This window comes from Paraburkholderia phenazinium, from assembly GCF_900142845.1.
Classification (GTDB): Bacteria; Pseudomonadota; Gammaproteobacteria; order Burkholderiales; family Burkholderiaceae; genus Paraburkholderia; species Paraburkholderia phenazinium_A.
On the sequence record NZ_FSRU01000002.1, the window covers coordinates 994,866 to 1,010,902 of the forward strand.

The 16,037-nt window shown below is 63.5% G+C and carries 12 protein-coding genes; all 12 read right to left on the reverse strand.

Translation table 11 applies throughout. From position 1 onward, the window contains the following. Positions 1 to 40: 40 nt before the first annotated feature. The 12 genes from BUS12_RS21600 to BUS12_RS21655 all read right to left on the reverse strand — a co-directional run bounded on the left by BUS12_RS21600 (position 41) and on the right by BUS12_RS21655 (position 15,957). Positions 41 to 1,219 carry a glycosyltransferase gene (locus BUS12_RS21600; protein WP_083640549.1) on the reverse strand — a complete coding sequence of 393 codons (1,179 nt, stop codon included), beginning with the start codon at positions 1,217 to 1,219 and terminating at the stop codon, positions 41 to 43. A 12-nt stretch (positions 1,220 to 1,231) separates the two neighbouring features. Further along, on the reverse strand, positions 1,232 to 2,521 hold the full coding sequence (locus BUS12_RS21605; RefSeq protein WP_083640550.1) for a glycosyltransferase family 4 protein: 1,290 nt from the start codon (positions 2,519 to 2,521) through the stop codon (positions 1,232 to 1,234). Then, positions 2,518 to 3,858 (reverse strand): polysaccharide pyruvyl transferase family protein, encoded by a 1,341-nt coding sequence (locus tag BUS12_RS21610; protein WP_253190180.1) that lies wholly within the window; start codon positions 3,856 to 3,858, stop codon positions 2,518 to 2,520. The genes BUS12_RS21605 and BUS12_RS21610 overlap by 4 nt, the downstream gene beginning before the upstream one ends. Before the next feature lie 54 nt (positions 3,859 to 3,912). Further along, positions 3,913 to 4,848 (reverse strand): glycosyltransferase family 2 protein, encoded by a 936-nt coding sequence (locus tag BUS12_RS21615; RefSeq protein WP_083640551.1) that lies wholly within the window; start codon positions 4,846 to 4,848, stop codon positions 3,913 to 3,915. Positions 4,849 to 4,926: 78 nt separating this feature from the next. Next, on the reverse strand, positions 4,927 to 6,219 hold the full coding sequence (locus BUS12_RS21620) for an oligosaccharide flippase family protein (protein ID WP_074299165.1): 1,293 nt from the start codon (positions 6,217 to 6,219) through the stop codon (positions 4,927 to 4,929). After that, positions 6,207 to 8,162, reverse strand: coding sequence for an HAD family hydrolase (locus BUS12_RS21625; protein WP_074299167.1), 1,956 nt, complete (start codon positions 8,160 to 8,162; stop codon positions 6,207 to 6,209). The genes BUS12_RS21620 and BUS12_RS21625 overlap by 13 nt, the downstream gene beginning before the upstream one ends. Next, complete coding sequence (locus BUS12_RS21630) at positions 8,159 to 9,577, reverse strand: hypothetical protein (protein WP_074299169.1); 1,419 nt, start codon at positions 9,575 to 9,577, stop codon at positions 8,159 to 8,161. Before BUS12_RS21630 ends, BUS12_RS21625 begins: the two co-directional genes overlap by 4 nt. After that, positions 9,568 to 10,851 carry a glycosyltransferase family 4 protein gene (locus BUS12_RS21635; RefSeq protein ID WP_074299170.1) on the reverse strand — a complete coding sequence of 428 codons (1,284 nt, stop codon included), beginning with the start codon at positions 10,849 to 10,851 and terminating at the stop codon, positions 9,568 to 9,570. The genes BUS12_RS21630 and BUS12_RS21635 overlap by 10 nt, the downstream gene beginning before the upstream one ends. Continuing rightward, positions 10,827 to 12,107 (reverse strand): glycosyltransferase family 4 protein, encoded by a 1,281-nt coding sequence (locus tag BUS12_RS21640; protein WP_083640553.1) that lies wholly within the window; start codon positions 12,105 to 12,107, stop codon positions 10,827 to 10,829. Before BUS12_RS21640 ends, BUS12_RS21635 begins: the two co-directional genes overlap by 25 nt. 6 nt (positions 12,108 to 12,113) lie before the next feature. Next, the gene (locus BUS12_RS21645) at positions 12,114 to 14,330 is read right to left on the reverse strand and encodes a GNVR domain-containing protein (RefSeq protein ID WP_074299172.1); all 2,217 of its coding nucleotides are present in this window, start codon (positions 14,328 to 14,330) and stop codon (positions 12,114 to 12,116) included. Continuing rightward, on the reverse strand, positions 14,327 to 14,782 hold the full coding sequence (locus BUS12_RS21650; RefSeq protein ID WP_253190181.1) for an arsenate reductase/protein-tyrosine-phosphatase family protein: 456 nt from the start codon (positions 14,780 to 14,782) through the stop codon (positions 14,327 to 14,329). Before BUS12_RS21650 ends, BUS12_RS21645 begins: the two co-directional genes overlap by 4 nt. Beyond that, a complete protein-coding gene (locus tag BUS12_RS21655; RefSeq protein ID WP_253190182.1) occupies positions 14,782 to 15,957 on the reverse strand; it encodes a polysaccharide biosynthesis/export family protein in 1,176 nt (391 codons plus the stop codon). The genes BUS12_RS21650 and BUS12_RS21655 overlap by 1 nt, the downstream gene beginning before the upstream one ends. Between the last annotated feature and the right edge of the window lie 80 nt (positions 15,958 to 16,037).

The following is a 16,037-nucleotide window of genomic DNA, read 5'->3' on the forward strand; positions in this document are numbered from 1 at the left end:
ACCTCCGCGCCGTCAGCATCCGCTCGCTGTCTCGTCCGCATCACGCCGCTACGTTCAGTGCGAGCGGGTCGAGAGGAGGCGTCCTCAGGGCCTCGGCGAGGCGAGCCAATTGTCGCTCGGGACTGCTGGCCTCCCAGCCGGCCTTTGCGACCTCGGCGAGATGCGCCGGGTCCTCATAAAACCGGCGCATGGCAAGCGCTGCAGCACCCACATCGGGGTTCGCCCACGTCACCTCTCCGTAGACGCCACCTTCGTCGCGCATGGTGGCGAGCTCGTAGGGAATCAGGACGCTGTTCTCTTCGCTCATGAAATCGAGGTTGCCCGACCAGGCGGTAGCGAGCGTCGCCAGTCCGAACAGGCGGGCTTCCAGAAGCGGCAACCCAAACCCCTCGGCGCGGTGCAGCGAAACATACACGTGGGCGCCCGAAAACAACCGGTCGACGTCGGTTCGCGTCATCGTCTCCTGGATGACCCGGATCCGCGCGTCACCCTCCACTTCAGCGAGAAGCGCGTTCACTTCTTCGGACGACGGGTTGGCCTGAAGCTTGATCACAAGAGACACGTCGTCTTCAGTCGGGAAGGCATCAAGAAACGCAGCGACAACGGCTCGCGGATTTTTACGCGCAAGACTTGAGCGCGCATCGGCCATGGTCAGGAAGGTCAAAGGCTCTTCACCCTTGCGCCATCGCCGTGGGCTACGGTTCTTCAACAACACATGAGGCACGACACGAATCGGACAGGCATACAGCTTGGCCAGGCTCTGCGCCGAAAACCGGCTCGGCGTCCAGATCTCGTCCCAAAGGTCTTCGTATTTCGGCCAGTTCTCAGGCGGTTCAGCAAGTTCCCACGCGAAATAACCAATCAGCTTCCCGCTGCGCAGGAGGCGCCGCAGCGGCCACGCGAGCAGCAGGAACTGCGGTGCCGCACAATGGAACACGAACAGGCCGCCTTTCTTGCAGAAGATTCTTTTGAACGGATTTCGCATCGCCAACGTGACGTCGGGCTGCTCCACCTCGTATCCGAGTGTCTCCAGCGCCAGACCGTTGTAGAGGGCCCCGTTCGTCAGGCCATTCTTCAAGCCGTACCGGCAGACGATCTTGATGGATCCGGGCGACCGCTCATTCGACCGGTCGCCTTGTTCGCGGCGCATGGCTCGATAGGCGACTGTCGTGAACACCGCCAGGTACAAGCTTTTAGCCAGCCTGAAGATCCGCTCCATCGCGTGCTTCCCCTAAAGGGATTGAACGGGTTCACCGCTCACCCCAGCATCCATCGATTCACCCAGTTCCCTGCTGGGGTGACCACAGTCTGCAAAGACCGCGATCAGCCGCGTGGCCCACGCATCCGGCGAAAGCCCCACATGGCGCGTCGCGCTGTGCCCGGCCAGGCTCATCGCCCGCGTCGCATCGTCGTCCCGGGCGATACGGGCAATCGCGCCGGCAAACGCTATTTCGTCGGTCGGGTCGCATACCTCCCCCGCCCCGCTGCCGACGATATCCTCCGCCAGCAGCGCCGATCGGGAAGCGATCACCGGCAGGCCGCTCCACATCGCTTCCGCCGCCACCAGCCCGTATGGCTCGGGGTAGCGCGACGGCATCAACAGCGCCCGCGCGGACCGCACGCGCCGCGCGACCTCCTCCGGCGCGAGCCTGCCGCAGAACGTGACCTCCGGATAAGCGGCCCGCAGCGCCGGCATCATCGGGCCGTCGCCGATCACCACGAGCCGCGCGCGGGCCCGCCGCGCGGCGGCCGCGGCAAGGTCAGGACCCTTCTCGGGGGCGAGACGTCCGACGAAGACGAATTCGCCGTTGTGTTCCGCGGCGATACGCGTATCGCTCCAGGGTGTGACCGGATTCGGCACGGTCTGCAGGCAGGCTGCGGGAATGCCGCCGCGCTCGAGCGGTTCGCGCATCGCGGCATGCACCATCAGCACCCGCGGGCCGGCCGGATCGAAGCGCAGCGTCTGCGCTTGCACGGCCTGCCGCGCCATCCGCCACAGCTTGTGGACGTAATGCCGCTTGTCGCAATGCCGTGTCATGCACGAGACGCCAAGTGGCACACGCGTGCATACCGTGCCCGCCCGATAGTCGGCAAAGGCCCCGTTCGGGCAGACGAGGAAAAAATCGTGGGCGGTGATCACCGTCCGCTCGCGCACGCGGCTTAGCGCCGCGAACAGCGAAGGCGACAGGATCTGGCTCCAGCCATGCACGTGGTAGACGGTGCCGGGTGTGTCGTGTCGATCCATCCAGCCGTTTAGCATCCTCACGGTGCCCGTGTTGTACACCCCCTCACGCAGTGCGGCCGCTCCAGCCTGCAACAACCGCGCTCGCCCGAGCCCGGCAGTCGCAATGCCATGCGCCTCGAACTCGGGATTGGCGGCATCGTCACCGGCGATATACGTGACTTCGATGCCACGTTCCCGCATCAGACGCGCCTCGAGTAAGGCAAGCGCCGTCGCGCCGCCGTGCGCGATCGACGCGTCGTTGACGATCACGAGCCGCTCCGGCGGCGTCGCAGTCATGCGCGCACCTCCAGCGCGACCTGCGCGATCCGGTCCGTGCATCGCGCCGGCGCTACGGCCGTGGTGAGCGCGCTAGCCAGATCGGCGACATGCGCGCGCGCTTCGGCGAGCACGGTGCGATGCATGCTCGCATCGACGCCCTCGCCGAGCTGCTGGACGGCCAGAGCGACGACGGAATCGATCGGGTCGGCGCCCACCCGGCACAGACAATGCCGTCGCCCAACCTGGGTCAGAAACGTCTCGAGCTTGACGTCCCACGCGAAGCCGATCTGCGGGATGCCATACGAAAACGCCGCGATGTTCGCGTGCAGCCGGTGAGCCATCAGCAGATCGAACGACGAGATCAGTCGCGCGAGATCCGCCGGCGTTGCGGCGCGCGGCGCGAACGTGACCTGCTCCCGCCCTGCCGCCGCGGCAAGCGCGGGACGCAGTTCGGCGAGAAACGCTTCGTCCTCCGGACTGCCGTTCGCGAATACGACGAAGCGCCAGCCGCGCGCGCTGCCCGCCCGCACGAGCGCGCTGTACCACGCCGCCTGCGCGGCGGCGGAGACATGCGTGTTGCCGCCGTGGTACTTGAGGGCGATCGGATGCGTGATGCCGAGGCCAATGTACGTGCCCGTCCTATCGGGCGCGCGACTGCGCGCGACATGCCGCGACACCAGTTGACCGGGATCGTGCACGATCTGCGCCGGCGGGATCCCGGCGGGACTCAGCCGCTGCCGCCAGATCTCGGCCGAGCGCGGTTCGCGCACCGACGCATGGAACAGCGCCGGTCCGCCGAATGCACGTCGAAACAAGGCTTCTCCACGCAGCGTCCAGTTGTCGGATGCACCGACGCCAAATACCGCCGCCGGCAGCCCCAGACTGCGTACCTCCGCCATCACCGCATCGAGCTTGAGCGGAAAGTTGAGATCCGCGTCGCTTAGCAGGTTGCCCCCGCCGACGATCACCGCATCGACGCCGCGCAGCGCAGCGCGCCAGTGCGGGCGCAGATGCATGTGCAGTTTGGAGCCGAGCACGGATTGCGCGATCGCGTGACGCACGACACGCGGGCTGTGGTGCATCAGCGTCAGCACCGACTTGCGCGAGCGCGTACCCGGGTCATATTCCGTGCGGCCGGCAAGATCGATCACGCGAATCGCCAGCGCCGGCAACACGCTGGCCAGCTCCGCTTCGAGACATTCCGACAGAAGACCGTCACCGAGATTCGGACTGTATTTGACGTTGATGAGTGCGACGCTCGGCGCGTGCCGCTCGCGCGCCCGTGACGGCCAGTTGGGCACGCGCATTGTGTCGGGGACGAGCGGCGGCATGGCGCGGTGGTCCGTCGAATTCATCGTGTCCCCGTGGGATTCGCAGTCAGGTTAGCGGGTGTCATACGCGGGCGTGGCTCACAGCCGTGCCGCGCGTTCTGGTGTGCGGCGTCCACGCAGCACGTCGCCGAACGCGATCAGATTGCCGGCGAGCCGGCCGCGTCTGTCGATATACGTCTCCGGGGAGATCGACTTCGAGACGTTGGCGGCCACATTGCGCAGGATCTGCACGCACGCTTCGCCGCGCGACATCGTGCCTTTGCGCATCATGTAGACGGGATTCATCACTTGCGAATAGCCGAGACGGCGGCCCGGCACACGCGCGCGCTTCACGCCGAGATGGACACCGAGCGCGCTGCCCAGCTTCACGAGCCGGCCTCTCGCCTGCGCGACGCGCGCACCGAAGTCCCGATCCTCGAGCCAGCCGTACAGCACGAGCCGCTCGTCGAAGCGCAACCCCTCGACCGCCGACGCGCGAAACGCCATGTTGCAGCCGTAGGGACTGTAGCCGTCGTGGATCCAGCCGTGACGTCCCGGCTGCGCCGTGGCGAGCTCACGCCGCGCGTCGTCGACCGTAAGGCCGGGGCCGAGAATGCCGTCAGCGACGACATGGCCTGTGACACACGCGATCGCAGCATCGGCCTGGAAGGCATTGGCCGCCTCGCGCAGCCAGTCCGGGTGCGCAACGAAATCGTCATCGAAGAATGCGACGTAGTCGGTCTCTGCCGGCATCCGATCAAGAATCGCGTTGCGCTGACGCGTCAGGCCCGGTTTGACGTACACGATGCGCAGGTCGTCGGCCTCTTGCAGCGTGCCGATATCGTCGGGACTCGTGCAGGCAACGATGATCGACGTGGGCTGCAGTGTCTGCGCGCGCAGACACGCGACGATCGTCGCCACTTCAGCGGGCCGGCCGCGGGTGGCGATGCCTGCGCAGATGTGCGGCGCTTCGTTCGAGCCCGGGCGCCCGAAAGCGCCGTGAGTCGTATTGAAGATGGAATTGTCGTGATTCATGCTGGTTCCAGTCTAGGAAGAAAAACCGGCTTGGCCCTGCCCGACGCGCGATCCCCTACGGCATTCGCTCGCATGGGTTCAGCCCTCACCGAATTCATGAACAGGCACGCCCACCGGCTCGACACTGAACAGCTCGCTCAGCAGGTTCGAACGATGCATGCCCGCCACCAATACCGTCAGCATCGTCAGTTCGCCGACCAGTCGGGCTGTCGCCATTCCCATTGCCCCCCAATGGGTCGCAAGCGGCACAGCGACGGCAATGTTCACGACTGCACTGACAACGCCGGCACGCGCAAGCAGCCGTTCGAGCTTGCGCGGAATGAGGAAGTACATGCCCAGCACTTGCGTGCAGACGCTGACCGGGAACACAAAGACCATGAGCTTGAGTACCCCTGCCGTCTGCTGGAAACCGTGCCCGAACACCAGCGGTATAAACCAGTCGGCAAACGTCAGCGTCAGCAGGGTTGCGCACACGGCCCCGGCAAAAAACCAGGCGAATATCTGACGCGTAAGTCTGTTCGCCCGCGAAGGATCGGTCACGACCAGATGCGTCACGCGCGGTACGAGGATTTGAGCGGCCGGCGCCATCAGGCTTAGTCCGGCGGCGATCAGGCGCTCTGCCACGCCGAATGCACTTACCTCGGATTCGCGCGCCAGCATCGATAGAATATATGTGGACGCGCCAATCAGAAGCACAGACGTTCCGCCATATATAAAGATTGTTGTGGATTTCCGGATTAAATTTATCGCATCTTTAAGTCTGGAAAACAGATGCGAAAATTCCTTTCGCACTAGCCAGTAAGCAATGATCAACTGAGTGGCACACGAGATCAGCAACAAGGGGAATACATATGCCAGATCCGATGGTCGGTGCACAAAACCGAAAATTAACGCCAGCGAGGTTGAAAAGCCGGCCACCTCGATGAGTACACTTGTCCTTGCTCGACCAGTGCTCGTGAAGTACCAGCCCAGATTGAATGCTGCGAGCAGTCCCAGGAAAACCACCACACAGCCGACAGCCGGCCGATGCAGGAAAACAAGCGAGAAATGAATCGCGATTAGGCCCACAATCAAACCGGGCAAGCTGAGCACCAGCCTCGCGGTCAGATGATCGCTCAATATGGACGCACGCGTACGCGCATCTCGCGCCTGGACCGCATCGCGAGCGCCCACCGTCGAAAATCCGAAGTTGACAAACAGCCAAATCGAATTTGACAGGGACATCCCCGCGAGGACCACACCATAGCCTCCGGCCCCGAGTACTCTTCCATAGTACGGCAGCAGCAGTAACGGATATAAGTAGCGAAATGCGTACGCGACATATACCGCCATCAACTCTGCCCGCGGAAAGATTGACTTTACTTGATCCATGGTCGCACCGAGTAGCCGAGCTTGATTGCAAATTGCACAAATTGCCCACCCTGCGGAAACGCCTTTACAGCGGCGCCGCTCGGCCAAAGCGATCTGCGTACGGCTACAAGCCGCGCGCCCGGGCGGCCTTGTTCGCAGTCTGGATGGGTAATCGACAACGTTGCTTCACGGCCAAAGTCGATCGACCGGTTTCGCATTCCGAGCCTATTCACGGTGTCGATGTCCGGAAACATGACGACCTGCTCCAGCAAGCGGGCCGAGAGCTGGAATTGCGACACGCTTGAAGCTGAACTGTTCTCGGTCGAGATATTGCGGATATACGCTTTAACCTCCGCAAATTGCTCATGCGGCATCGCTTCGACACGGTTTCGCCATCCCTCCGTCTCCAGATTCGACACAATGCTTCCGCCATCGCCTCGACTGAATCGGCGCACACTCTGCAGATCCGGTTCAACGATGCTTTCGACCAGATGCCAGAATGCGAGAATGGATGAGATTGAGTCACCCGGTCTGTAGCCGTTTCGCTCCGTCAAGAGTCCGGTCACACGGGAAAAATGCTGACGGCCAAGGCCTTTGTAGTCGCTACGCGCTAACAGCACGCAATGAGCGTCGCTCGCCAGACCGCTTTGCTCAAGCAGCTTGTAGGTGCTTCCGTATAGTCCGGTATCGCACAGCACGACGCTCTTTCCGTCGGCGAGCGTGCGCCACATTTCTCTAAACAGCGCAGCCTGTTCGGAAATCGAATCCCAGAGGTCCGGCTCGGCACCGTTGCGCAGCGCATGAATAAGCTCCCTCAGGCTGGTGTAGTGTCCGCTGGGTGCCTGATCCGTTGCGCTCAAGGCTTGGGCAACCGCTTTCACAGCACGGCTTCCGAATTCGTATTCCAGTTCTGCGACAACATCTTCACCGCCAAATACCAACGCATCGCGCGCAGCGATCAGCCGCGAGACCATCAAGGGCGCAAGAGTAATGTTTTCGCTAACCGGAAACTGGCTTGCGAACTCCCGGTACAAGCGCTCCAGCCCAAGCCCTCCACGCGCGCAGAACAGTGCAACGATCGGCCCCTCAACCAACGCGGCATGTTTTAGATAAACATGTAGTCTTCGGCAATATTCCGCAAAAATCGGACCGAGCACCTGGCTTCCCAGCGCGGTACCGGCCTTAAGCTGGGCCGGTACATTGCGACGAACGCGTTGGCTACGAGACGCGTGCCAACCCGAAAACGCGCGCGCAATCGCCGCGTCCGCTCGCCGGATGACCACGTGCGCAGTCTGGCGGGGACGGTGCACTGCTGTCAGCCCACAACGGCGAGGCATGGTGCAATCGGCAAGCAGATCGTCGCCCAGATGAACAATCCTGGCCGCTGGAACGCCTGCTGCACTTGCTACCGAAGCGAAGATCGTTCCGTCACGCTTGGTTAGCTGCATGTCGGCACTGGTATGGATGTCGTCCAGATGAGGAATGTCAGGACACACATCCGATATGAGTCGGCTCAATTCATGTTGACCCAGTGTCGTATCGCTGACGACACGAACCGGTATGCCACGCTCGACGACCTGCCTGAGCGTGCGAATCAGCGAGCGGTTCGGAAAGAGCGACGCGCGTTCGACGGCCATTTCACAGGCAATCCAATCCGGCACGAAGACCTCATCAATGCCGATGTGTTGCAACAGCGTCGCGGCGATGTCCGTGAGGCGCACCTCTCCCCGTGCAGCGACATCACGAGCGCGAAACGCAAGCCGTTCCACCTCCCGCCGGCGCTTCGCCACGTCACGGGGATCAATATGGCTTGTCACGTCGCCGAGTCGGCTACAAAACAAACGCGCAATCCTCAGCAGGCGCCGATCGAGTGACAGTGGCTTTCGAAGCAGCAACGTGTCGAATGCGTCAATCGACAGGAGCAGGCATTCTCTTTTCTCAAGAAGGGAGAGTAATCGGTTCACCGGAATACCCCTCCAGACGGTCGGACCGTGCTCCGCAATTGCCGATCGGGTCGTACTACGCTCGTGCTCAACAAACTGAAGGTCGCGGCGGAAAACATATAAAAACAAGGCCCCAAATCAAATACGGTCCCCGAAATTGCCGAGCCGATTAACGCAGCCATCATCGCCTGAGCGGTGGCATGTCCCACGATCCGGTTCTCCATCACTAACGCCCGCATGCGCGGCTGCCGGATCGATCGCCAGACGAATGCTCCGAACAACACGAAACCAGGCATGCCCAGGTTGCCAATCGTCACGGCGATGAAGCTCGAGGCCCGCGCGCTGCCGAGTCCCGCGCCTAGTCCGAAGGTGTCGACAAAGTTCACCAGCGACTGCATGTTCCACGCGCTCCGCTCGACGCCCGAATCGCTGTCCATCTTGTTCGTCAGGGTATGGTCGACGACATCGGCTACCGTGGCGACGATGGGCGAATCGATCGCAACCAGCACGCCGGCGGCGAGCACCACCAGAACGCACCCTATCGCGATCACCTGGAGTTTTCTTGCCCGACTCGCGCGCGTGATGGCCCCGGTACGGCTCGACATAAACGCGATCAGATACATGGCGAGGCCAACGTACCCGGTACTCGACGTCGACAGCAGGATGAAGCCGGCCGTCAGCAAGGAGAGCAATCCGCACAGCGTGCGGCGGTACCCGAGCAGCCAGAGATTGGCGGTGAACGCAAACAACGGCAACGAAAATCCGGCGAACGCGGACGACTCGGAGAAGGTGCCGCTGATCCGTCGCACACTGCCAATCGAGGCATCGTCGATGATCGAGTACTGCGCCGTCTTGATCGCATCCAGCAGATCCACGCCCGCCGCTCCGCCGAGCAGGTCGACGGCCCCTGCCGCGACGTTCAGCACCGACAGAAACAGAAACGCATCGGCGATCGTGTGGCTCGCGCCGCGGCGGCGCATCGTCATCGATACGGCGATGTACAGGAAACACTCTCCCACCAGATAAACGGCTTGGCTGAGATTGCCGGATACCGGACCGAGCGGCTGCAACGCGAGTTGCGCGGTACTGGTATCGGTACGATCGATGGCGTAAACGAAGGTCGAATCCGATAGAACACGCGGGAACACCACCGCAGATACGCACCCGTAGCCGACCAGCAGCAGCAGCCAGAATCCAGGCGAGCCGATGCTGATGCTGGCCCAGATGGCGCGTGAATCCTCGCGCAGCAGGGTTCGCAGAATGAAAAACAGCATGAACAGGCTCGCCGGTAACACGCCGATACCACCGAACGCCACCGCCTCCGTCGCGCCGAACAGCGTGCTTGCCACCATCACGTAGACAGCCCACTGATACGGCAGCAGGAGCGCCAGCACCCCGAGCCCGATCACGATGCCGCCCGCCAGGCTCAGATCCATGACGTCTCGCTCCGCTCGGCGATGCCCGCAGCAGCAGTGCTACCCGCCGCCGCTCGCGATACCGCTTTCGACATGCGCTGCCCAACTGCCTGCGCGACGATCTCCAGCAGTTCGTCGCGAAAGCGTTCGGCGGTGAAGCGCATGGCGTTCGCCCGGCAGGCGAGCGGATCGAATGCGCCCATCGCCTCGAAACGCTCTACCGCCTCGATGACGTCCGGGACCGACTGCCGCGCGAAGAACAGGCCGGTGCGGGTGAGCACGTCGTCGGACGCGATCACCGTCTCGAGCGAGCCGCCACGACCGTACGCGATAACCGGCGTCCCGCATGCCTGCGCCTCGACCGGTGCAATGCCGAAGTCCTCTTCGGCGGCGAACACGAAGGCCTTGGCACGCCGCATGAAATCGATGAGTTCGCGATCCGACTGATAGCCGAGCAGCGTGACGTTAGGCGTCGCGGCGGCCTTCGCCCGCGCGAAGTCCGGTCCGTCGCCAATCACGACGAGCCTGCGCTCCGGCATGTTCGCGAACGCCTCGACAATCAACGGCACGCGCTTGTACGGCACCATCCGCGACGCCGTCAGGTAGAAATCTTCCTTCTGCGTGCACAGCGCGAAACTCTCGATATCGACGGGCGGATAAACGACGCTGGCATCGCAGCCGTACGCTTTACGGATGCGTCGCGCGATGAAGCTGGAATTCGCAATGAACGCATCGACCCCGTGCGCGGTGCGCTGGTCCCAGATCCGGATGTAATGCAAGATCAGACGCGCTATCGCGCCTTTGACGCCCGACGTCAACCTGGATTCGCTCAGGTAGCGGTGCTGCAGATCCCACGCGTAACGGATCGGCGAATGCACGTAGCTAATATGCACCTGGTCGGGTCCGGTGAGGATGCCTTTGGCGACCGCGTGGCTCGACGAAATCACCAGATCGTAGCCGGACATGTCGAGTTGCTCGATCGCGAGCGGCATCAAAGGCAGGTAGCTACGGTAGGCGGTTCGCGCGCGCGGCAGCCGCTGGATGAACGAGGTCGTCGCGCGCTTGCCGAGCAGCTTGACGCGCTCTTCGTCCGGCAGGAAATCGACCACCGCGAAGAGGTCGGCGTCCGGCCATATCTGCAGGATCTGCGCGAGCACCTTCTCGGAGCCGGCGTAGGTGGTCAGCCATTCGTGCACCACGGCTACGCGGCCAAAGTCATGGCGACGATTGCCGGGTGACGGCGAGGCGGTGCGCGAACGCACCGGGTGTTCTAGATCGACGGGCGTGCGGTCCATGGAGAGATCTCGTGCAGGAGTTGTTCGGCGGTCGCCAACCACGTCAATTGCCCGGCCCGCGCGAGGCCACGTTCCCGCAGACTCGCGCGCAGCGTGCCATTGCCGGTCACGCGGCCGATCGCGCTGGCCAGCCCCGCCGGGTCGTCGGGAGAAATGTAGATCGCGGCGTCGCCGCATGCCTCGCGCACGGACGGCAAGTCCGCTGCAATCACGGGACAGCCGAGCGTCATGGCCTCCACCGGCGGCAGGCCGAAGCCCTCGTAGCGTGACGGATGCACGAAGCACACGGCATGGCGAAACAGCGCCTTGAGCTCGCCGTCCGAGACGAAGCCGATATGCCTGATGCTGGCCGGCAACGGTGTGGCGTTCGACGCGTACACGGCCGGGTCGGTGCCGCCCGCAACCACGACGTCGAACTTCGCGTCCGGCATCAGGCGCAGCGCCTCGACCACGAGGCCAAAGTTCTTGTGGCGCGTCAGGCTGCTCACAGCGAGTACGAACGGTCGCTGTCCAAGACCATGCTTGCGCAGGACACCGGCGTCCTCGTCGGGTCGCAGCATGTGTTCGCCGCTCTCCGACACGACGCCGATCTTCTCGGCGGGTATGCGGTAAATGTCGCGCAATTCGCGGCTCGAAAACTGCGAGACCGTCACGATGCGCCGGCAGGACCAGCCGATCATGGGCGCCATCAGGCGGTACCACGTGCGAAACGTCCGGCTGTAGCTGTCCGGCACGCGCATCGGCGCCGCGTCGTGCAGCACGACCACCTGGTGGCGCAGAAACAGCGGCGCCGTGTTGCACAGGTTCAGCAGCAAGGCGCCCTGCGCCGCGCGCGGCAAGTGCAACTGCTCCCAGAGCTGACCCTGAGCGCCGGGCACCACCCGCATGCCGATGTGCGCGAACGGCTTCGACACCGGCCTCTCGCTTTCCGGCAACAGGATCTCGACAGCCAGTGCGGACGCGGCCGGATGTCGAACGCCCAGCAACACGTCGAGACTGCGTACCACTTCGAACGCGAAGCGGTCGACGCCCGTGGCCGGCCGCAACAGGAAGCGTCCGTTGATGGCAATTCGCGTCGCCGCCGGCGGCGTCCTCAACGCGTCTTTGCGGGCTGCCCACCACGCCGGTCCCTCCCACGCGCGGCGCGCGGAGACGCGGCGAGCCGCACCGTCCTCCGGCGCGAGCGCGGAAGCGATCGCCTCCGGCAGATTGCGTTCGTGATTGAGCGGGCCATTCACGGTCGTCGACGTTTTCATGACGTCTCAGTCCTGCGCGTAGGGTTCGTAGTTGTAGCTCGAGTACCGATATCGCCCGTAGCCGTAACCATACCGTCCCGGTCGCAGCCGCAGACCGTTGAAGATGACGCCGCGAATCTCCACCCCGATCTGCGAAAGCCGGCGCGCGGACTCGCGGATTTCGCCGATACCCGTCACGCCTTGTCGTGCCACGAGGAACATCGTGCCTGCCAGACGCGCCAGTTCGGTGGTCTCGGCAACCGGCAGGATCGGTGGGGCATCGCACAGCACAACTTCGTAGCCTGCCGCCAGACGCGTGAACAACACATGCAGATTGGCGTGCGACAGCACCTCGCTCGGATTCGGCACATAGCTGCCCCGCGAGATGAAATCGACCCCTGGCAATACATTCGTCTGCACCACCTCGTCGGCGCGATGCGTGCCAAGGACGAGCTCCGACAAACCCGGTCCGCGTTCGACGCCGATGTGGCGATGCAGGAACCCCTTGCGCAGGTCGGCATCCACCAGCAGCACCCGCTTGCCCGAAGCGCCGACCACGGCCGCCAGATTGAGCGAGATGAACGACTTGCCGATGCCGGGTGTCGGTCCGGTAATTAGCACGAGGCGGTTGCGCGCTTCGTGCATCGTGAATTCGAGCGCGGTGCGGAAGCTGCGCAGGCTTTCAATAGCCGGATCGGCATTCGCCGAGCCGGCGAGCACCAGACCTTTTGCGGGCGACGCCCGGCGCGTGCGCGTCAGCAGTTCCTCGTGGCGGCTGTGCGGCACGGTTGCGTAGACGGACAGGCCGGTCAGCCGCTCGATCTCGTGCGGATCGTCGATGGCGTCGAAAAGCTTGCGGCGCGTCAGCGCAACACTCACGCCAATGAAGAGCCCCATGAGCAGCGCGCCCGCAATGACGAGCGGCCGTTTCGGTCTGATCGGATCCTCCGGCACCGCGGCCGTGTCGACCAGCCGCACATTGCCGACCTTGCCCGCCTTGACGAGCCGCAACTGCTCCTGCGTATTGAGCAGGCTCGTGTACAGGTCCGTGTTGACCTGCACATCGCGCTGCAGGCGCAACACGTCCTGCTCCAGAGGCGGCAAGGCGCGCGTCTCGCCGGCAATCCGCTCGATTTCCGCTTGAGCCGTCTGCAGTTGGGAGTCGACCGCGAGTACCGCCGGATGCTCCGAGGTATAGCGCGCCAGCAGATCCTCGCGCTTCTGCTCGAGATCCGCGCGCCGGGATTGCGCCTCCACCGAACGCTGCAGCAAGGATGTCGCCTCCTCACTCAGGTCGACCGTGCCGTGGCTTGCGCGATACGTGTTGAAACGGCTCTCCGATGTCTCCAGTTGCGTCTTCAGTTCCGGCAGTTGCGCTTCGAGGAAGTGGATGGAATGCTCCGCCTCCGCCGACTTGCGCTGCACGTTCTGCCGCACATACTCCGCGCCGATCGCGTTGAGGATGTCGCTTGTCCGTCGGGGATCCGTACCGTCGAGCGTCGCACCGATCACATCGGATTGCTTGCCCTTTTCCGCAATCGTCAGGTCCTCTTGCAGTTTCTCGATCGTCGCGAGGCGCGACGACCTGCGCAGCTCGAAGGTGGCGCCTGGGTTGCCCTGGATGTCTTCCACCAGTAATTGAAGCGGGCCGGACGACGTCGTGGCACGCAAGGTTTGCCCGACTTCGCCGCGCAGCCTGATATCGTCGTAGACGAGCTCGTAGTCGCGCCCCGTACCCTTCTTCAGGATGAATTTGCGGCCGTAGAGATTCGACGGCACATCGAACACCGGCACGTCGATATGCTCCCGGCCCCATACGAACCCACCGGGCAACGGCGTCGACAAACCGTCCGAATGATTCCCTACCCAGCGCCCGATCAGCGGAACGTAACGCGGCGACGCGTGAATGAACAGCGCGAGGTTATCCACGGCCCGGCTGACCACCGTGCGCGAGCGAAGCACTTCAATTTCAGCGGACGCAGCAGTCTTGACATCGAACATGGATCCCGCGTCGCCGAACAGGTTCTTCGTCGAACTCGGATTTTCCTCGACCTGGATCAGGATGTCGGCCCGGTACACCGGTTCCGCGAGCACGGCGTACGCAACGCCGATCAGCAGCACGCATCCCGTCACCACGGCAATCAGCTTGCGGCTGTCGTACAGCGCGTCCAGATATTTGCCGAGATGTTCCGGCGGCCGCTCGTCGGCGTCCACGTAATCGATCGGTCCATTGAACTGGTTCATGCGCAGACTCCTAACTTCGCTTCGGCATCGATACGGGACAGATGCCATGACCAGCGCTCGACCCCTTCGCTGATGCTGCGGTGCGTGACCCGATAGGCCTCGGCCCCCTTCCTGTACGGATCGCCGATGTCGGACTCCTTGAGCAGACGGAACACCCGCCCGCGCGCCGCGGGATGGCGGTGCTCGATCACCCGCTTTTGACGCTCGCTCATCACGAGCACCGGCCAGGACGCTTCGATCATCCACGAGAAAAGCGGCTGCGAGCGGTGCTCGCCGAGATGGAGTCCTTCGGACTCCAGTAACTCGACTACGCGAGGGTCCGCACGCATGCCGTGTACGGCGTCGATCCCCGCGGACAGCACCCGTGCCTCGGGAAGCGCCTGCTTGAACAGCGCCTCGGCCATCGGGCTGCGGCACACGTTCGCAGTACAAATCACCAGAATGGTATTCATCAGTAAGCTATGCTCCGGCCGGTAGCCAGGGTCTGGGCGCTCGGCAAGAACATGCCGACCACCCGGCTCCAGCGAACAAGGGATGAGGCGTCGACGAACACCACATCGTTCGCCTGTAATTCGAAGTTATTCGCCAGCGCCATGGCCGCCGGCGAGGTGGCATCCAGATGAAACACGGTTGGCTTGCCCGCTTTCGGGCTGCGCACGACGTACACCTGGCTCGCATCGCCCGAGTAGGGGCTGATGCCGCCGGCGTCGCCCAGCGCCTCGTTGAGCGTGAGGCGGCCGTTGTTCAACGTGAGCGTCGAGGTATGCCCCACTTCGCCGAGTACGAATACCTTGCTGTCGTTCTGGGAGAAGACCCGCACCAGATCGCCGTCGCGCAGGATGATGTTGTCGGGATTGATGCCCTGCTCGATCATGCTCGCGAGGTTGACCACGACCGTCTTGTCGCCGCGCGTCACGGCCACGACGGAGCGATCGCCTTGCGGCGTGAAGCCGCCCGCACGGTTGATCGCCTCGGGCAAGCTCATGGGGAGGTCGTTCATGACCTGCAATCCCGGGACCCGAATCTCGCCGTCCAGGTAGATGCGCTTGCTGCGGTAGGCCTGAATGCGCAGCGTCACTTGCGGATTGCGGATGTATCGTCCGAGCTGCTTCGCCAGCAGGTCGCGCGCCTCCATTTCCGTCAGGCCGCTGAGTTTGAGCGCGCCGACATACGCGAATTGCACAAAGCCGCTCGAATCGATCGTGTAGCCCGACACCACCGCGTTGGAGCCGGATGTGTCGATCCCCGTGGGCGTGCTGACCGTAGGCATATTGAGTTCCGGGTGGTCCCAGACGATGATGCTCAGCACGTCACCGGGGCCAAGGGCATACGGACCCGGCTTGGCAAACAGGTCCTGCACATCCTTCGGAATGCCTGGCACCGCCGCGGCCTGTTCGTCCGCAATCAGGTTGCTGTTGATTTCCACCATCGCGCCGGCTGGCGGTGCGTCGCTCGCGGCCGTCGTATCGGCGCTCGCACCGGTGGTGGCGGAGGTTCTGCCGGACGTGCCGTGAGCCAGCGCCGCCGCGGCCTGCCCATCGCCGCCCGCTGCCCTGAAGGTCATGCCGGGCGCGAACGTGCAGCCGGACAACAGCGCGGCGAGTAGCACGAAAGCTGAAAATCGCATCTTTCGCAATTCGGATTGTTTACGTAACATCGCTTCTGGCCCATTAGTATCAGTGGCGGGACATCAACAGGCACTGCCGA